This is a genomic window from Bradyrhizobium pachyrhizi (assembly GCF_029714545.1).
GTDB lineage: Bacteria > Pseudomonadota > Alphaproteobacteria > Rhizobiales > Xanthobacteraceae > Bradyrhizobium > Bradyrhizobium pachyrhizi.
On record NZ_CP121667.1, the window covers coordinates 4,687,165 to 4,705,269 of the forward strand.

The following is an 18,105-nucleotide window of genomic DNA, read 5'->3' on the forward strand; positions in this document are numbered from 1 at the left end:
GCGCCTCTGGCTTGCGCAGTCTGGGCTCCCGAAGCTGGACACTCAACCCATATGCATGTGGTGCGACAGCGCCTCGCGCTATCGCCGCCCTCCTTGAGGGCGTTTCCTCCCTAGACTTGGGCCGCTTGTTGTTTCGAGCGGCCCTTTTTCTTACGCCGCCGGAGCATTGATCGTCGCGATCACGGCCCTCATATCGGTCGCCAGCTCGCGATAGTGCCCGCCCAACCGCTGGTATAGCTCGCGGTTGCTCCCATCCAGCGTCCTGCTAGCGATGAGCTCGCATTCGTCGGCGAGGATCTCAAATCGTTCCAGCTTTGCTTGGAGAGCAGACATGGCGGGCGTTTCCCTGACACTGTTACTGAGGGAGTTGCGACGCTACTACTCGGACTGCGTCTAACACAGCATAATTATAGGGTAGAACTAAATTCTTCCCGGCAGTGACTTTGACCGATTGATGGGAGCGACTTGTCCGCCGTAGCTCGAACAGCGAAGGCGGAAGCGCCTGAGCGTTTCGAGGCATTCCGGAGGCAAATCGAAGCGCTCGGGCAGGAGGTGAGCAACTGACGATGCGGCGCAGCCGTAATCGGATCGGTCGCGCGCAGCGAAGCCCATCAATTCAGTATCCGCGGCGCAAAGATGGGTAGCGCTTCGCTCCACCCTACGAGCGAGTCCTCTCGCCGGATGGAACCCGTTTTGCGGCGCACACAGCCGGCGTCATCGGCTCGGCTCGGCTCCCGATAAACCCTCCCGAAAGCATTCATGGCTTGGTGACTCAAACGTGCTGAGGTGAGAGGGCTCGCAATTGCTCCAGGTGGATTCTCGCCATGTCCGGACAGATGTCAGCTTCCCGCGGCCGAACGTTTCTGGCCGGAAAGATCGTCTTCAACTTCGGCCGGTCGGCCTTCGACTGCACGGTCCGCCAGCTCACGGAGATGGGCGCTACCGTGGAACTTGAAAGTGTCGTTGGCATTCCCGATCACATTCAACTGTTGCTCGTCGGCAGCAATCAGGTGAAGCCATGCAAACGGCTGTGGCAATCGGACCGCCAGCTCGGCCTGGCTTTTGAAGAGCAAGAGGCCAACGCTGCGGCGCCCGCGCCTGCCGCTCCTGCGCCGGCCGCCATTCCGGAGCGGCGCAGCGGCGACATTCTGCGCGGGCACATGCTGGCGCTGCGCGCGGCGCTCGATCAGATCCCCGTCGGGATCCTGCTGTTGGACGCGGAGCTGAAGGCCCTGTTCATCAACCGCGCGTTTCGGAACATGTGGCGGCTTCCGGACGAGGTGGCCGACCGCAACCCCAGCTTCACCGACCTGATGCATCACGGCTGCAAGACCATGGCCTACGAGCTGCCGGCCGCGCAGCTCGAAGCCTATGTTGCCGAGCGCGTCCGCCTCGTGAGCGTCGGGGACCCAAACCCGATCGATCTCAGGCGCAGCAATGGTGATGTGGTTCGATGTCAGTGCACGCCGCTGCCCGACGGCGGCCGGATGGTGAGCTATACGCCCGTGACCGACATCGTGCGCGCATCCGACAAACTGAAGGTGCTGACCGGCGCGCTCGAGAACGTGGAGGACGGTGTCGTCCTGCTCGACCGCGATCTCAATGCGATCTTCCTCAATCGGCGAATGCGGGAATTCTGGGAGGTGAGCGAGGAGGAGGTCGCGCGGCATCCGGCATATATCACACTGCTCACGCGCAACCGCCGCGCCGTTCCGGCGGGCGCGACCCCGGAGCAGATCAGGGCCTTTCCTGCGAAGCGGATCGCGGAGATCAAGGCAGGCGATCACAAGCGCGACGTGCAGACGCCGGACGGCCGCCATATCAGGATCCATTGCTCGACGATGGCAAACGGCGGTCGCATGCTGACCTTCGTCGACGTGACCGATCTCGTCCGCAACGCACGGCAGCTGGAGGTGCTTGCGACCACCGATCCGCTCACCGGATTGTTCAACCGCAGGCACTTCCTGACAACGCTGGATGCAGAGTGGAGCCGGTTCCAGCGCTACTATCGTTCCGTATCCGTGCTGATGGTCGATATCGATCACTTCAAGAGCATCAATGATCGCTTCGGGCATGCGGTCGGTGACGAGGCCATCAAGGCTGTTGCCGGGATATGCATTCGGGGCAAGCGCAAGTCCGACGTCGTCGGTCGCGTCGGAGGCGAGGAGTTCGCCGTCCTGCTGCCGGAGACCACATTGTCGCGCGCCCGAACCGTCGCCGAGCGCATCCGCAAGCGGGCGGAAGCGTTGACGGTGGGCGCGGATGATCGACCGGTGTCACTCACGGTGAGCATCGGCGTTGCCGAGGCCATCACGAGCATGCCCGGGATAGACGCCCTGATGAAGGCTGCCGACGCAGCACTCTATCAAGCCAAGGAGCGCGGTCGAAATCGCGTTGAGTGCTGGTCGTCTCCGGTGCCGCCGAAGCTGGCGGCGGAGTAGAGGTTGCGAACGTCGTCTCCCCGTCGTCATTCCCGGGGCGTGCGAAGCATGAGCCCGGAATGACGCGTGGATGGGGTGCGGCCTCTGCCACTGGTGCGGACATGGACGACTCTTGCTCGCGACCAACGGGGTCGCCAATTTGCTCGACGTCCGCCTGTGAGCCGTGTTGCCTCGGCACTGAACACGAAATGGAAGCGTGTGACCGTGTGAACCGGCGCGCGTACTCCGGGCATCCGGTTCGCTTCATTACCCCAAATCTCAATTGTTGCGCGACGCTGGGGCCACGATCCGGTTCATCACTGAATGCGGTGGTTATGGGTACCGGCCTTCGCCGGGACGACGCGTGGAAGGAGCGGTATGCTGGCATATTATTCGGTGCCATCGCCCGGCTCGATTGGGTGATCCAGTATGCCGCGGCTTCTCGGCTCAGCAACTGGCCTCTGGAATGCTTGATCACTCGCACGCGCAGGTGATGACGCCGAATACGCTGTTTGACAGTTAAATCCGTGCGCAAGGGCTGTCCCTCAATCCCGTTACCTAAGCAATCCCGTTACTCCAGCGAGCTCGATCACGAGGTGGCAATCTGTCGGCTATGTGGTCAGGCTCGCGCCAAGTTCCCATAAGGACTAATAATACATGGTTGCCCGGCGGCCACGATTGTTGCGATGATGCAACGGTGCCTGAACATTTAACCTTAAAAGCACCCGGTCCGTAGTCGCGCCGCTTTTTAGCCACACCCCGACATGAAAGGATATTCACGTAGCTGAATAGCCAGCGCTCCGACGGCGGGACATTTTTTCGGGTTCCGGCGTTGATGGAGGAAAGAGCGCCGGGAACAGGGTCGCGATGGACGCCAAACCGAACATCAAGGGCAGGCTGCCCAGCCGTCACGTGACGGAAGGGCCCGAGCGCGCTCCGCACCGTTCCTATCTCTACGCGATGGGGCTGACGACAGCCCAGATTCATCAACCCTTTGTCGGCGTTGCTTCATGTTGGAATGAAGCCGCTCCCTGCAACATTTCGCTGATGCGCCAGGCGCAGGCGGTGAAGAAGGGCGTGGCCTCGGCCGGCGGCACGCCGCGCGAGTTCTGCACCATCACCGTCACCGACGGCATCGCGATGGGCCATGACGGCATGCGCTCGTCGCTGCCGTCGCGTGAGTGCATCGCCGATTCGGTCGAGCTGACGGTCCGCGGCCACTCCTATGACGCGCTGGTCGGGCTCGCCGGCTGCGACAAGTCGCTGCCGGGCATGATGATGGCGATGGTCCGCCTCAACGTGCCGTCGATCTTCATCTATGGCGGCTCGATCCTGCCCGGCAACTTCCGCGGCCAGCCGGTCACCGTCCAGGACATGTTCGAGGCAGTCGGCAAGCACTCGGTTGGCGCCATGTCGGACGAGGACCTCGACGAGATCGAGCGGGTGGCGTGCCCGTCGGCCGGCGCTTGCGGCGCCCAGTTCACCGCCAACACCATGGCGACCGTCTCCGAGGCGATTGGCCTTGCGCTCCCGTATTCCGCCGGGGCTCCGGCGCCTTACGAGATCCGCGACTCCTTCTGCGCTGCCGCCGGCGAGAAGGTGATGGAGCTGATCGAGAAAAACATCCGGCCCCGCGACATTGTCACCCGCGAAGCCCTTGAAAATGCTGCGGCCGTGGTTGCAGCCTCAGGTGGTTCGACCAATGCTGCGCTGCACCTGCCGGCGATCGCCCATGAGTGCGGCATTAAATTCAATTTGTTCGACGTTGCCGAAATCTTCAAAAAGACTCCTTACGTCGCGGATTTGAAGCCGGGCGGCCGTTATGTTGCCAAAGACATGTTTGAAGTAGGTGGCATTCCGCTGCTGATGAAGACGCTGCTCGACAATGGCCACATGCACGGGAATTGCCTGACCGTCACTGGCCGAACGATCGCCGAAAACCTCAAAAGCGTGAAATGGAATCCGCACCAGGATGTGGTGCGGCCCGCCGACAATCCGATCACCGTGACGGGTGGGGTTGTCGGGTTAAAGGGTAATCTCGCTCCGGAGGGTGCGATCGTGAAGGTCGCGGGAATGTCCAACCTGAGGTTTACCGGTCCGGCCCGGTGCTTCGACCGCGAGGAAGATGCCTTCGAGGCGGTGCAGAAGCGCACCTACAGGGAAGGCGAGGTGATCGTGATCCGCTATGAGGGGCCGAAGGGCGGTCCCGGCATGCGGGAGATGCTGGCGACCACGGCGGCACTGACCGGGCAGGGGATGGGCGGCAAGATTGCCCTGATCACCGATGGCCGGTTCTCCGGCGCCACCCGTGGCTTCTGCATCGGACATATTGGACCTGAAGCGGCCGTCGGCGGGCCGATCGGGTTGTTGCAAGACGGCGACGTCATCGAGATCGATGCGGTCGCCGGCACCCTTAACGTAAATTTGAGCGACGCCGAACTCGCAAATCGTAAGACCAAATGGGCCCCTCGCGCGACGAACCATACATCTGGTGCGCTGTGGAAGTACGCCGAGCAAGTGGGGCCGGCGGTGGATGGCGCAGTCACCCATCCGGGTGGCGCGTACGAGAAACAGTGTTATGCGGACGTTTAGGCGTACGATATTGGCGTTTGCGTTAGGGGCCATTCCGGTGGCAGGCCCCGGATTCGGATTCGACGGCGCCCCGGTCAACCCACAAGATACGGTTCTTCCTGTGGTTTCCCCGCAGTCCGGGACCGCCGGCGCGCTGAAACGGGCCGCCACCCCAGTGGCGCCTGCGGCGACCTCGCCGACCTCGTCGTTCAGCACGCTGCAGTACCAGGCCGAAGGCGGCCACCCCGTGGCGCAGTGGAAGCTCGGCAAGATGTACGCCGAGGGCGATGGCGTCATCCAGGACGACATGCGCGCCTTCGAGTATTTCAGCCGGATCGCCAATGCGCATGCCGAGGATTCCCCGTCGGCACCGCAGGCCTCGATCGTGGCCAATGCCTTTGTCGCGCTCGGCCGCTACTATTTGAGTGGCATTCCCAATTCCAAGGTGAAGGCGGACACCGAGCGGGCGCGGGAGATGTTCTCCTATGCCGCGTCCTATTTCGGTAATGCCGACGCCCAGTACGACCTTGCCCGGCTCTACCTGAAGACGCCGGACGCCTCGCGCGACGATTTCCGCTATGGCGCGCGATGGCTCGGGCTCGCCGCCCAGAAGGGCCAGCATCAGGCGCAGGCGCTGCTCGGCCAGATGCTGTTCAACGGCGATCGCCTGCCGCCGCAGCGGGCACGCGGCCTGATGTGGCTGACGCTGGCGCGCGACAGCGCGACGCCGGATGAGGCCTGGATCAAGGAAAGCTACAACCGGGCGATCGCCAAGGCGTCCGAGGACGATCGCGCGATGGCGCTGCAGATGCTCGAGCACTGGGTGCAGGGCCGCCGGGATTGATCTTCCGGCCGGCCGGCGGGGTCAGGCGGTCTCGAAATCGAGATCAGCCCAGACCGGGACGTGGTCGGACGGCTTCTCCCAGGCGCGGACATAGCTGTCGATGCCGACGTCGATCAGCCGGTCGCTCGCCTGCGGCGACATCAAGAGATGGTCGATGCGCAGGCCCCAGTTCTTCTGCCAGGCGCCGGCCTGGTAGTCCCAGAAGGTGTACTGGCCCGGCTCGTCATTGACCGCTCGCAGTGCGTCAGTCAGGCCGAGGCCGAGCAGTGACTGGAAGGCCTCGCGGGTTTGAGGCCGAAACAGCGCGTCATCGGCCCAGGCGGCGGGATTGTAGACGTCGCGCGCGGCCGGGATGACGTTGAAGTCGCCGGCCAGGATCAGCGGCTCCTCGGCCTTCAGCCGCTCCTTCGAATACTCAAGAAGCCGCGACATCCACTTGAGCTTGTACGGATATTTGTCGGTATTGGCGGGGTTGCCATTGGGCAGATAAAGGCACGCGACCCGCATCACGCCTTGTTTCAGCGTGACGACGCCTTCGAGGAAGCGGGCATGGGCGTCCTCGTCGTCGCCGGCGAGGCCCGATTTGGTCTCGTCGAACGGCAGTTTCGACAGCAGCGCGACGCCGTTGAAGGTCTTCTGGCCGTGCGTGACGACATTGTACCCGAGCGCCTCGACCTCGAGGCGGGGAAACGCATCATCGACGCATTTGATCTCCTGCAGACAGACGATGTCGGGGGAGCACTCCTTCAGCCAGCTGACCAGAAGTTCGATCCGTTGCCGGACCGAGTTGACGTTCCACGTAGCGATGCGCATGCAAATGACCGGATTGAAGCCGCACTATTTCACTTAGGTGGCATACCATGGGCGGTCCGCCTGTGCTAACTCTCTCCGGAAACAAGGCGCAACAATTGCCGACGGGGGAGTGACGACGCGTTCCGGCTTGCAAGGGAAGCCGGCGGCGCACGTGCAAAACTTATGAAAAAACGCAGTTTGGTTCTGACTGTCGCTGTTCTCGGCATTGCGGCCGGGGCGGCTTATATGACCCGCACTTCATGGATGGGTGGCGGCGCCGCCACCGCGCAAGGGACCCCGCGGCCGCGCGTGGTGTCCGTGGATCTCGCCAAGGCGGAACGCAAATCGGTTCCGGTCGATGTCGATGCCATCGGGCAGGTCACGCCGATCTCCAGCGTGGCACTGAAGTCGCGGCTGGAGACCACCATTGTCGCGGTGCATTTCGAGGACGGCGCCAGGGTCAATGAAGGCGACCTGCTGTTCACCCTCGACGCGCGGCAGATCGACGCGCAGATCGAACAGGCCGAGGGCGTCCTGGCCCGCGACCAGGCCCAGCTCGAGGGCGCGCAGCGCGACCTCCGCCGCTACACCGAGCTGGTCGGCAAGGGTGCGACCACCCAGGTCAACCTCGACAACGCCAAGACCCAGTCCGACGTCTTGATCGGCACCATCAAGGCCGACCGCTTCGCGCTGGAGAATCTCCGCGTCCAGAAGAGCTACACCGTCATCCGCGCACCATTCGCGGGACGGATCAGCGCCGCCAATGTCAAGGTCGGCAACTTCGTCCGCCCCGCCGACACCCAGCCGCTCGCGGTCATCAACCAGATGGCACCGGTCTACGTCACCTTCGCGATTCCGCAGCGGGCGCTGGTCGATCTGCGCGACGCCATGGGGAAGGGCGATTCAAAGGTGATCGCGACCATTCCCGGCCACCAGCGCTCCGAGCGCGGCAAGGTCGCGATGGTCGAGAACGCCGTCGACGCGACCACCGGCATGGTGACCGTGCGCGGCATCATGAACAACGAGAGCGAGACGCTCTGGCCCGGCACCATCGTGCAGACCAAGCTGATCATCCGCAGCGAAGACGCGGTCGTGGTGCCGACGGTCGCGGTGCAGCGCAGCCAGAACGGCAATTTCGTCTTCGTCGTCAAGGACGGCGTCGCCAAGGTCCGGCCGGTCAAGGTCGATCGCACCTTTCAGGGCAGCTCGGTGATCTCGGACGGATTGGCGGGCGATGAAAGCGTCGTCGTCGACGGCCAGCTGCTGCTGTCCGAGGGATCGCGGGTCGAGTTGCGGGCGCGCAAGGCCGGAGCCTGACCGATGACGCTCTCCGAGCTTTGCATCCGCCGCCCGGTCATGACGACGCTGATCACGGCGTCGATCATCGCATTCGGCGTGTTCGGCTTCCGCCTGCTGCCGGTCTCGGCGCTGCCCAAGGTGGACTTCCCGACCATCGCGGTGACCGCGACCTTGCCCGGCGCCAGCGCCGACACCATGGCGGCCTCGGTCGCCGGCATCATCGAGCGCCAGCTCTCGACCATTGCCGGCATCTCCTCGATGTCCTCGAACTCCTCGCAGGGCACGAGCGTCATCACCATCCAGTTCGACCTCAACCGCAACATCGATGCCGCCGCGCTCGACGTGCAGACCGCGTTGACGATCGCGCAGCGCCGGCTGCCGATCGAGATGACGATCCCGCCGAGCTTCCGGAAGGTGAACCCGGCGGACTTCCCGGTGCTGTTCGTCTCGCTCGGCTCGGCGACGCTGCCGCTGTCGAGCGTCAATGAGTATGGCGACATCACGATCGGGCAGGCGCTGTCGCAGCTGCCGGGCGTCGCCCAGGTCTTGATCTACGGCGCGCAGAAATTCGCGATCCGCGTCCAGGCCGATCCGCAGGCCGCCGCCGCGCGCGGCGTCTCGATGGAGGATATCCGCGCCGCGGTGTCGCGCGCCAATTCGTCGACGCCGGTCGGTACCTTGAACGGCCCCAAGCAGGACGTGGCACTGCAGGCCTCCGGCCAGATGGACAAGGCGGCCGACTACCGCCAGATCTATGTCGCCTGGCGCAACGGCTCGCCGGTCCGGCTCGACGAGATCGCCAAGGTCTATGACAGCGTCGAGAACGACAAGATCGCGACCTGGATGAACGACGAGCGGGCGATCGTGCTCGCGATCCAGAAGCAGCCCGACGCCAACACCGTGGCGGTGGTCGACGCCGTGCTGGCCAAGCTGCCGTCGCTGCGCGCCGCCATTCCGCCCTCGGTGACCATGCAGGTCATGATGGACCGCTCGGTCTCGATCCGCCAGGCGGTCAGCGACGTCGAGGAGACCCTGCTGATCGCGATCGGGCTCGTGATCCTCGTGATCTTCCTGTTCCTGCGCTCGGCCTCTGCGACCTTCATCCCGGCGTTGGCGGTACCGATCTCGCTGTTCGGCACCTGCGCGGCGATGTACGCGCTGGACTACTCCATCAACAACATGACGCTGCTGGCGCTGACGCTCTCGGTCGGCTTCGTGGTCGACGACGCCATCGTCATGCTGGAGAACATCGTCCGCCATATCGAGCACGGCATGAAGCCGTTCGAGGCGGCGCTGAAGGGCGCCCGCGAGATCGGCTTCACCATCATCTCGATCACCTTCTCGCTGATCGCCGTGTTCATCCCGGTGCTCTTGATGGGCGGTATCGTCGGCCGCGTGTTCCGCGAGTTCGCGGTGACGATCTCGGTTGCGATCATCGTCTCCGGCTTCGTGTCGCTGACCCTGACGCCGATGCTGTGCGCCCGCGTGCTGCGCGCGCATGACGCGACCAAGCGGCCGAACATCGTGCTGCGGGCGTTCGAGGCGATGTTCGAGGCCTGGCTGCGCGCCTATGAATGGGCGCTCGACTGGGTGCTGGCCAAGAAGGCGCTGATGCTGGTGGTGACGCTCGCGACGCTCGGCGGTACCGTCTATCTCTACATGATCGTGCCGAAGGGCTTCTTCCCGCAGGAGGACACCGGCTTCCTGATCGGCGTGACGGAGGCCGCGACCGACACCTCGTTCGAGGCGATGAAGGTGCGCCAGCAGGCGTTGGTGGAGGTGATGCGGACCGATCCAGCGGTGGATTACATCAACTCCACCGTCGGCTCAGGCGGTCCCAATCCGACCACCAATTACGGTCGGTTGTTCATCGCACTGAAGCCGCAGAAGACCCGCGACAACGCCACCGTGGTGATCGGCCGGCTCCGTCAGAAGGCACGCGAGATTCCGGGCATGCAGGCGTTCTTCCAGAGCGTCCAGAACCTCAACATCGGCGGCCGGATCTCCAAGAGCCAGTATCAGTATGTGATGCAGAGCGGCGACACCGAGTCGCTGTACCGGCTGGCGCCCGAGATGCGCGACAAGATCGAGAAGATCCCAGGACTCCTCGACGTCACCACCGACCTCTACATCAAGAACCCGCAGATGACGGTCGACATCGACCGCGAGAAGGCGGCGGTCTACGGCGTCACCGTCGACCAGGTCCGCAACCAGCTCTACAACGCCTACGGCGCGCGGCAGGTCGGCACCATCTACATGCCGTCGAACGACTACCAGATTATCCTGGAGGTGCAGCCGCAGTTTCGCGTCGATCCGTCCGATCTGTCGAAGCTCTACATGAAGACCGCGAATGGCCAGACCATCCCGCTGGATGCGGTTGCGAGGTTGGTGCCGACGGTCGGACCGCTGCAGATCAACCACCAGGGCCAGCAGCCGGCGGTGACGATCTCGTTCAACCTCGCGCCGGGCTATTCGCTCGGCTACGCGGTCGACAAGATCACCGAGCTCGAGCAGAACGCGAACCTGCCGCCGACGATCGCGACCGGCTTCTCCGGCACCGCGCAGGTGTTCCAGGATTCGCTGCGCGGGCAGGGCGTGCTGATCCTCGCCGCGGTGTTCGCGGCCTTCGTGATCCTCGGCATTCTCTATGAGAGCTTCATCCATCCGATCACGATCATTTCCGGTCTGCCGTCGGCCGGCATCGGCGCGATCCTGACGCTGATGATGTTCGGGATGGAGCTGTCGGTCATCGCGATGATCGGCATCGTGATGCTGGTCGGCATCGTCAAGAAGAACGCGATCATGATGGTCGACTTCGCGCTGGAGCGCCGCCGCGTCGGCCTCAGCGCCGAGCACGCGATCCGCGAGGCGGCACTGCTGCGCTTCCGCCCGATCATGATGACGACGTTCGCGGCGATCTTCGGCACGCTGCCGATCGCGCTTGGCGCGGGTGCCGGCGCCGAACTGCGTCAGCCGCTCGGCGTCGCCGTGGTCGGCGGCCTCTGCGTGTCGCAATTGCTGACGCTGTTCATCACGCCCGTGATCTACATCTATCTCGACCGCATCGACCGCAGGCTGCGGCGCAAGCTCGATCCCCATGCGGAGACAGGCGGCGACGTCGAGCGGCCGCAGGTGGTCGCGGCGGAATAGCCGAGCGTTCGGCGCGAGCCGGAAACCGGCTCGCCGGGAGAAACCGCTTGGGATCGCGAAGCGTTAGATCGAGAAGCTGGTGCCGCAGCCGCAGGAGGCGGTGGCGTTCGGATTGACGACGCGGAACGAGGCGCCGATCAGGTCGTCGACGAAATCGACTTCGGAGCCCGCGAGGAACGGGACCGAGGCCGGATCGATCAGCACCACCGCGCTGTCGCGCTCGATCACGAGGTCGTCATCGGCCTGGGTGCGCTCGACGTCGAACTTGTACTGGAAACCGGAGCAGCCGCCGCCCTCGACCGAAATGCGCAGCTTGGCGCCTTCGCCTTCCTTGCTGAGGATCTGCCCGATCCGGCGGGCGGCCCGTTCGCTGACGGTGATGGCAGCAGTCATGTCGGTCTCCGAAACCCTATTTGAGCATGATCTGATCCGGATCAGGCCCGGCGTCATCCCCAATTCATTTGGTCGGCCGCCTTAGTCATAGTTAAGTGCGTCGGACCATGGAATCAAATGGATAAGGACTAAAATACAGTGTCGGTCGGAATGGCTGCCCCCCGCGCGCCTTATGCCTGCGACCCCGATCGCAGCCGCGGCCGGCTGGTCGCGGAGCCGCCGAGCCGGACCCGGAGCCCGTTCCGGCGCGACTGCGACCGGGTGATCCATTCCACCGCGTTCCGCCGCCTCAAGCACAAGACGCAGGTCTTCGTCTTCCACGAGGGCGATCACTACCGCACTAGGCTGACCCATTCGCTGGAGGTCGCGCAGATCGCCCGGGCGCTGGCGCGCCAGCTCGGGGTCGACGAGGATCTGACCGAGACGCTGGCGCTGGCGCATGACCTCGGCCATCCGCCGTTCGGCCATGCCGGCGAGCGGGCGCTCGACGAATGCCTGAGGGATGACGGCGGCTTCGACCATAATGCGCAGGCGCTGCGGGTCGTCACCTCGCTGGAGCATCGCTACCCCGAATTCGGCGGGCTGAACCTGACCTGGGAATCGCTCGAAGGGATCGTCAAGCACAACGGTCCGCTGACCGAGCGCAACGGCGCACCGGCCGGCCGCTACCTGGAGAGTGGAATCCCGATCGGAATTGCCGACTACAACAAGGGCCACGACCTCGAGCTCTGGAGCTATGCCTCGCTCGAGGCGCAGATCGCGGCCTTCGCCGACGACATCGCCTACGACGCGCACGATATCGATGACGGCCTGCGTGCCGGCCTGTTCGCGGTCGACGACCTCAAGGAGATGCCGCTGACCGCTGAGATCATCGCCGAGATCGACCGCCACTATCCCGGGCTCGACGAGGTCCGGCGCGGGGCCGAACTGGTGCGTGAGCTGATCTCACACTTCATCAGCGCGGTCTTCAACGAAGCGAGCCGGCGCCTCGCGGCCGCGCAGCCGCAATCGGCGCACGACGTGCGCCACCACAACACCCCGCTGATCGCGTTTCCCTCCGAGGTGGCGGAGCAGGAGGCGGCGATCAAGGCGTTCCTGTTCCGGCGGATGTATCGCCACAAGCGGGTGATGCTGGTGATGGGGGAGGCGGAGGAGGTGGTCCGCAATCTGTTCGAGCGCTACCAGCAATCGCCCGAAGACCTGCCGGCAGAATGGATCGAGGGCAGCGTGCAGGAGACCGGGAGCGCTCGGAACAGGCGGATCGGCAATTTCATTGCCGGGATGACCGACCGTTTCGCCCTGATCGAGCATCAAAGGCTTTTTGACTCGACCCCGGATTTGCGTTAGCGCCCTGCCATGGCCGACACCACTGCTTCACCACACCTTTTTGCCGACATGTTGACGCGCGTGCACGCGATCTGTGCCGCTGTCGCTGCCGAGGACAATTGGCCCGCCGGCATCGACCTGTCCCGTGTCGTGGTGGAGCCGCCGCGCGACGCCAGCCATGGCGACATGGCGACCAATGCCGCGATGGTGCTCGCCAAGGACGCCAAGGCCAAGCCGCGCGAGCTTGCCGACAAGATCGCCGAGCGGTTGCGCGCCGACGCGCTGGTGGCCTCCGTCGATGTCGCCGGGCCCGGCTTCATCAACCTGACCTTGAAGCCGCAGGTCTGGGCGGACGCGCTGCGCGCCGTGCTGGCCGCCGGCTCGGCTTACGGGCGCAGCGATGTCGGCAAGGCCGAGAAGGTCAATGTCGAATACGTCTCGGCCAACCCGACCGGGCCGATGCATGTCGGCCATTGCCGCGGCGCCGTGTTCGGCGATGCGCTGTGCAGCCTGCTGCAATTCGCCGGCTTCGACGTCTGCCGCGAATATTACATCAACGACGCCGGCGCCCAGGTCGACGTGCTCGCGCGTTCGGCGTTCCTGCGCTACCGCGAGGCGCTGGGCCAGGACATCGGCGCGATCCCGGAAGGGCTCTATCCCGGTGACTACCTCGTGCCGGTCGGCGAGGCGCTCGCCGGGGAATACGGCGAGAAGCTGCTCGACATGGAGGAAGCCGCGTGGCTGCCGATCGTGCGCGACAAGGCGATCGCGATGATGATGGAGATGATCAAGGGCGATCTCGCCGCGCTCAACATCCATCACGACGTGTTCTTCTCCGAGCGCTCGCTGATCACGTCAGGCAACAACAAGGTCGCCGAGACGATCGATTTCCTACGCGCCAAGGGCGACATCTACGAGGGCCGTTTGCCGCCGCCGAAGGGCAAACCGGTCGAGGACTACGAGGATCGCGAGCAGTCGCTGTTCCGCGCCACCGCCTATGGCGACGACGTCGATCGACCGCTGATCAAGTCGGATGGCTCCTACACCTACTTCGCATCCGATATCGCCAACCATCGCTACAAGTTCGAGCGTGGCTTCACCAATCTGATCGACGTATTCGGCGCCGATCATGGCGGCTACATCAAGCGCATGCAGGCCGCCGTGAAGGCGGTGACAGCGGGCAAGGCTGTGCTCGACGTCAAGATCGTGCAGCTCGTGAAGCTGCTGCGCGACGGCGAGCCGGTGAAGATGTCGAAGCGGTCCGGCGAATTCGTCACGCTGCGCGAGGTGGTCGACGAGGTCGGCTCCGACGCTGTCCGATTCATGATGCTGTTCCGCAAGAACGACGCGGTGCTCGATTTCGACCTCGCCAAGGTGATCGAGCAGTCAAAGGACAACGCGGTCTTCTACGTCCAGTACGGCCACGCCCGCGGCCATTCGATCTTCCGCAACGCGCGAGAGGAAGCGGTTCCCGATCTGCCCGCGACCGATGAGGCCCGGCTGGCCTATCTCCGTAATGCTACGGTCGAGCGGCTGACCGACCCCGCCGAGCTCGAGCTGCTCAAGCGGCTTGCGCTTTATCCGCGGATGATCGAGGCTGCGGCGGTGGCACATGAGCCGCACCGAATCGCTTTTTATCTCTATGATTTGGCCAGTGAATTTCATGCGCTTTGGACCAAGGGGCGCGATTTGCCCTATTTACGCTTCATTATCAATAATGATGCAGAGATCACGAGGGCGCGACTGGCAATGGTTCAGGGCGTCGTCTCGGTTCTGGCATCGGGCTTAGCCGTTCTAGGCGTCCACGCTCCGACCGAGATGCGGTAGGCAGGGGCATTAGGCCCTCACGAGTGGGGATTTGTGAGGGCATCTGGCAGAGGCCAACTCGTACGGACCGGCTGTGCCGGCGATCTTGGCGCTGTCCCGAAGGGGATGCATCATCACAATGGCTGATCGATATCAGGACCGACATTTTCCCGCCGACACGGCTTCCAAGGCCGACAGCGATCCGCTTGCCGAACTGGCACGGCTGATCGGCCAGACGGATCCCTTCGGCTCCGCCAACAAGCCGCCGCCGCGTCCGCTGCAGTCGCGCGCCAACGCGCGGCCGCAACAATACGAGCCGCAGGCCGAGGACGAGGATGCGCGGCCCGCGGGCCCGCCGCCCTGGATGCAGCGCGCGCGGCAGGAGGCTGTCGCTGCGCCTCCCGTGCAGAACATCGAAGACGAAGAGCCCGAGCAGGACTACCAGCCGAAGCCGGTGCATCCGTTGCATCGCTATGCGGCCCAGCAGGCGCAGCCCGCGCCTGCGCCGGTGGCGCAATATCGGCCGGTCGAGGCGCCTCGACAGCCGGAGGCTTTTGACGAGGAGCCGCACTATCAGAGTGGCGGTCAGAGTCAGGATCCGTCGCGCTATGACGACGCGCTCTACGGCCAACTGGAAGCCGGCGAGCAGGACCTGCAGCGCGATCCCGCCTATCCGGACGATCCCTATGCCTATGAGGAGGCCTACGAGGAAGAACCTGAGCCCCGCCGGCGGCGCAGCGGCTTGATAACGGTCGCCGCGGTGCTGGCGCTTGGCGTGTTCGGCGTCGGTGGCGCGTACGCCTACCGGACCTATGTCGGTTCGCCCCGCAGCGGTGAGCCCCCGATCATCAAGGCTGACAACACGCCGACCAAGGTGATCCCGGCCCAGGCCGACGCGCCGGCCAAGACGCCGGACCGCATGGCGACGGGCGACGGCACCGAGAAGATCGTGTCGCGCGAAGAGACGCCGGTCGACGTCAATTCGAAGACCGCCGGACCGCGCGTCGTGTTTCCGCCGCTGAACGCCAATGCGAATCCACCGCCGCCCGCCAGCGTGCAGACGGCACAGCCGGCGCCGGCGCCGATCACCGCGAACGGCACCTTGCCGAACAACGAGCCGCGCAAGGTCCGCACGCTCTCGGTCAAGGGCGATACGCCCGATGGCACGCAGGCGACCTCGGCCGTGCCGGCGAAACCTCCGGCGGCGGCCAAGCCTCCGGCGTCGCGCGGCAACCCGGCTGCGGCCAATGCCAGCGTCAACTCGCCAATGTCGCTTGTTCCCGGCCAGGCTGAGGCGGCTCCGGCCGCGCCTCCGACCCGGGTGGCCTCGACCTCGGCGGCTCCGGTTGGGGGCGGCGGGTATCTGGTCCAGGTCTCCTCGCAGAAGAACGAGGCGGACGCGCAGGCGTCCTATCGGACGCTGCAAGGCAAGTATCGCAACGTGCTCGGTTCGCAGCCTCTGGTGGTGAAGCGCGTCGATCTCGGCGAGAAGGGCGTCTACTACCGCGCCTTTGCCGGCCCGTTCGCGTCCTCAGAAGAGGCGAGCCAAGTGTGCAAGAGCCTGATGTCGGCGGGTGGGCCGCAGTGCCTCATCCAAAGAAATTAAAGGCCGTTTCCTTGACCCGTGAGCTGCATACGGCCTAATCGGCCGAATGACGAACCGCGCATTCATCACGGGCATATCCGGGCTGATCCTCAAGGACGCCGAACGCGAGTTCATTCGCACCGAGCGGCCATGGGGCTTCATCCTGTTCAAGCGCAACATCGAGAGTCCTGCCCAAGTGGCGGCTCTTGTTGGGGAACTCCGGTCCGCAATCGGCGTCGCCGATGCCCCGGTCCTGATCGACCAGGAAGGCGGGCGGGTGCAGCGGCTCGGCCCGCCGCATTGGCCGGCCTATCCGCCGGGCGCGAGCTTTGGGGCGCTCTACGACATCGATCCGAAGCTGGGGCTTGCGGCAGCCCGGCTCAGCTCACGGCTGATTGCGGCCGATCTGATTGATCTCGGAATCACCGTCGATTGCCTGCCCTTGGCCGACATTCCGGTGGCCGGGGCGGATGCGGTGATCGGCAATCGGGCCTATGGAACCGAGCCGGACAAGGTCGCGGCGATCGCCCGCGCGGTCACGGATGGGCTGGAACAGGGCGGGGTCCTGCCGGTTCTCAAGCATATTCCCGGCCATGGCCGGGCCACGGCGGACAGCCATTTCCGCCTTCCGACCGTTGATACCGCCAAGGCCGAGCTGGAACGGACCGATTTTGCCGCGTTCCAGCCGCTTGCGGATCTGCCGATGGCCATGACTGCACATGTTGTGTTTAGCGCGCTCGACCCCGTCCATCCGGCGACGACTTCTGCGACAATCATCGAACAGGTGATTCGCGGCCTGATCGGGTTCCAGGGTTTGTTGATGAGTGATGACGTGTCGATGAATGCGCTGGCCGGATCGATTGCCGAGCGGACCCGCGCCATCGTCACCGCCGGTTGCGACATTGTTCTGCACTGCAACGGCAACATTGACGAGATGCGCGAGGTCGCACGCGAAACGCCGGAACTGACCGGCAAGGCGCTTGAGCGCGCCAAGGCGACGCTCGCCGCGCGCAAGCCGCCTCAGCCGCTCGACCGGCTGGCGGCACGGGCTGAACTGGATGCGTTGTTGGATCAGGTAGGGACGGCATGACCGCTGAAATTCTTTCGTTTGATACCGGGCGGCCGGCCGACCTCGCCGAGGGTGAACCGGCGCTGGTGGTCGACGTCGAGGGCTATGAGGGCCCGCTCGACCTGCTGTTGACGCTGGCGCGGCAGCAGAAGGTCGACCTGTCGAAGATCTCGATTCTCGCGCTCGCCGACCAATACCTTTCCTTCATCGAGGCAGCGCGCAAGATTCGCCTCGAGCTTGCGGCCGACTATCTGGTGATGGCGGCGTGGCTGGCGTTCCTGAAGTCGCGGCTCCTGCTGCCCGAGCCGCCGAGCGCGGAGGGGCCGAGCGCCGAGGAAATGGCGACCGCGCTCGCCAACCGGCTGCGCCGGCTGGAGGCGATCCGCGAGGCGGCGAACCGGCTGATGAACCGGCCCCAGTTCCAGCGCGATATCTTTCCGCGCGGTAATCCGGAATCGATCGCCGAGATCAAGCATCCGAAGTTCACCGCAACGCTGTACGACCTGCTGTCGGCCTATGCCACGCAGCGCCAGTCGCGCGTGCTGACCTCGGTGCATCTGGCCAAGCGGACGGTGTGGTCGCTGGCCGAAGCGCGCGCCTCGCTGGAGCGGCTGGTCGGCATCGCCGAGGACTGGAGCTGCCTCGACGAGTACCTGATGAATTACGTCGCCGATCCCACGCAGAAAGCAACGGTGTTCGCATCGAGCTTCGCTGCCGCCCTCGAGCTGGTTCGCGAGGGCGAGATGGAGATCAACCAGAAGCAGGCGTTCGCGCCGATCTATTTCCGAAAGCGTCAAGCGCAAGCCGCAATGGCAGCGCCGGACCTGTCGGTTGAGTAAGTGGAAGAAGG

At 64.7% G+C, this 18,105-nt stretch carries 13 protein-coding genes; 10 read left to right on the forward strand and 3 right to left on the reverse strand.

From position 1 onward, the window contains the following. Window positions 1-150 precede the first annotated feature (150 nt). Window positions 151-333, reverse strand: coding sequence for a hypothetical protein (locus QA639_RS21980; protein ID WP_016846867.1), 183 nt, complete (start codon window positions 331-333; stop codon window positions 151-153). Window positions 334-824: 491 nt separating this feature from the next. On the opposite strand from QA639_RS21980, the gene QA639_RS21985 reads away from it, so the two are divergent. The 3 genes from QA639_RS21985 (at window position 825) to QA639_RS21995 (ending at window position 5,835) form a co-directional block, all read left to right on the forward strand. Then, on the forward strand, window positions 825-2,441 hold the full coding sequence (locus QA639_RS21985) for a sensor domain-containing diguanylate cyclase (protein WP_157345036.1): 1,617 nt from the start codon (window positions 825-827) through the stop codon (window positions 2,439-2,441). Between the two features lie 846 nt (window positions 2,442-3,287). After that, the gene (ilvD, locus tag QA639_RS21990; RefSeq protein ID WP_050384322.1) at window positions 3,288-5,012 is read left to right on the forward strand and encodes a dihydroxy-acid dehydratase; all 1,725 of its coding nucleotides are present in this window, start codon (window positions 3,288-3,290) and stop codon (window positions 5,010-5,012) included. Continuing rightward, the gene (locus QA639_RS21995) at window positions 4,999-5,835 is read left to right on the forward strand and encodes a tetratricopeptide repeat protein (RefSeq protein ID WP_283087407.1); all 837 of its coding nucleotides are present in this window, start codon (window positions 4,999-5,001) and stop codon (window positions 5,833-5,835) included. The genes ilvD and QA639_RS21995 overlap by 14 nt, the downstream gene beginning before the upstream one ends. Before the next feature lie 21 nt (window positions 5,836-5,856). Here QA639_RS21995 and xth read toward each other — a convergent pair whose 3' ends face one another. Further along, entirely contained in the window at window positions 5,857-6,648 is a 792-nt protein-coding gene (gene xth, locus QA639_RS22000; RefSeq protein WP_283087408.1) for an exodeoxyribonuclease III, read from the reverse strand. A 162-nt stretch (window positions 6,649-6,810) separates the two neighbouring features. On the opposite strand from xth, the gene QA639_RS22005 reads away from it, so the two are divergent. Together QA639_RS22005 and QA639_RS22010 are read left to right on the forward strand one after the other, a co-directional pair. Next, on the forward strand, window positions 6,811-7,944 hold the full coding sequence (locus QA639_RS22005; RefSeq protein ID WP_028332143.1) for an efflux RND transporter periplasmic adaptor subunit: 1,134 nt from the start codon (window positions 6,811-6,813) through the stop codon (window positions 7,942-7,944). 3 nt (window positions 7,945-7,947) lie between these two features. Next, window positions 7,948-11,076, forward strand: a complete 3,129-nt coding sequence (locus QA639_RS22010; RefSeq protein ID WP_028332142.1) for an efflux RND transporter permease subunit — start codon at window positions 7,948-7,950, stop codon at window positions 11,074-11,076. Between the two features lie 63 nt (window positions 11,077-11,139). Here QA639_RS22010 and erpA read toward each other — a convergent pair whose 3' ends face one another. After that, window positions 11,140-11,469: an iron-sulfur cluster insertion protein ErpA gene (gene erpA, locus QA639_RS22015; RefSeq protein WP_016846874.1), complete on the reverse strand. Its 330-nt coding sequence runs from the start codon at window positions 11,467-11,469 to the stop codon at window positions 11,140-11,142. Window positions 11,470-11,607: 138 nt separating this feature from the next. Here erpA and QA639_RS22020 point away from each other — a divergent pair, with 138 nt between their 5' ends. From QA639_RS22020 to QA639_RS22040, 5 genes are all read left to right on the forward strand, one after another. Continuing rightward, on the forward strand, window positions 11,608-12,816 hold the full coding sequence (locus QA639_RS22020; protein ID WP_028332141.1) for a deoxyguanosinetriphosphate triphosphohydrolase: 1,209 nt from the start codon (window positions 11,608-11,610) through the stop codon (window positions 12,814-12,816). Between the two features lie 9 nt (window positions 12,817-12,825). After that, the gene (argS, locus tag QA639_RS22025) at window positions 12,826-14,622 is read left to right on the forward strand and encodes an arginine--tRNA ligase (RefSeq protein ID WP_028332140.1); all 1,797 of its coding nucleotides are present in this window, start codon (window positions 12,826-12,828) and stop codon (window positions 14,620-14,622) included. Between the two features lie 118 nt (window positions 14,623-14,740). Further along, window positions 14,741-16,207, forward strand: a complete 1,467-nt coding sequence (locus QA639_RS22030) for an SPOR domain-containing protein (protein ID WP_283087409.1) — start codon at window positions 14,741-14,743, stop codon at window positions 16,205-16,207. Between the two features lie 46 nt (window positions 16,208-16,253). Continuing rightward, window positions 16,254-17,276 (forward strand): beta-N-acetylhexosaminidase, encoded by a 1,023-nt coding sequence (gene nagZ, locus QA639_RS22035; RefSeq protein ID WP_028332138.1) that lies wholly within the window; start codon window positions 16,254-16,256, stop codon window positions 17,274-17,276. Then, a complete protein-coding gene (locus QA639_RS22040; protein WP_028332137.1) occupies window positions 17,273-18,094 on the forward strand; it encodes a segregation and condensation protein A in 822 nt (273 codons plus the stop codon). Before nagZ ends, QA639_RS22040 begins: the two co-directional genes overlap by 4 nt. Window positions 18,095-18,105 lie beyond the last annotated feature (11 nt).

What these genes read in the sequence shown, in the direction of transcription:
- QA639_RS21980 (WP_016846867.1), bottom strand. Translation starts at nt 333, where the DNA reads ATGTCTGCTCTCCAAGCAAAGCTGGAACGATTTGAGATCCTCGCCGAC.
- QA639_RS21985 (WP_157345036.1), top strand. Translation starts at nt 825, where the DNA reads ATGTCCGGACAGATGTCAGCTTCCCGCGGCCGAACGTTTCTGGCCGGA.
- ilvD (WP_050384322.1), top strand. Translation starts at nt 3,288, where the DNA reads ATGGACGCCAAACCGAACATCAAGGGCAGGCTGCCCAGCCGTCACGTG.
- QA639_RS21995 (WP_283087407.1), top strand. Translation starts at nt 4,999, where the DNA reads ATGCGGACGTTTAGGCGTACGATATTGGCGTTTGCGTTAGGGGCCATT.
- xth (WP_283087408.1), bottom strand. Translation starts at nt 6,648, where the DNA reads ATGCGCATCGCTACGTGGAACGTCAACTCGGTCCGGCAACGGATCGAA.
- QA639_RS22005 (WP_028332143.1), top strand. Translation starts at nt 6,811, where the DNA reads ATGAAAAAACGCAGTTTGGTTCTGACTGTCGCTGTTCTCGGCATTGCG.
- QA639_RS22010 (WP_028332142.1), top strand. Translation starts at nt 7,948, where the DNA reads ATGACGCTCTCCGAGCTTTGCATCCGCCGCCCGGTCATGACGACGCTG.
- erpA (WP_016846874.1), bottom strand. Translation starts at nt 11,469, where the DNA reads ATGACTGCTGCCATCACCGTCAGCGAACGGGCCGCCCGCCGGATCGGG.
- argS (WP_028332140.1), top strand. Translation starts at nt 12,826, where the DNA reads ATGGCCGACACCACTGCTTCACCACACCTTTTTGCCGACATGTTGACG.
- QA639_RS22030 (WP_283087409.1), top strand. Translation starts at nt 14,741, where the DNA reads ATGGCTGATCGATATCAGGACCGACATTTTCCCGCCGACACGGCTTCC.
- nagZ (WP_028332138.1), top strand. Translation starts at nt 16,254, where the DNA reads ATGACGAACCGCGCATTCATCACGGGCATATCCGGGCTGATCCTCAAG.
- QA639_RS22040 (WP_028332137.1), top strand. Translation starts at nt 17,273, where the DNA reads ATGACCGCTGAAATTCTTTCGTTTGATACCGGGCGGCCGGCCGACCTC.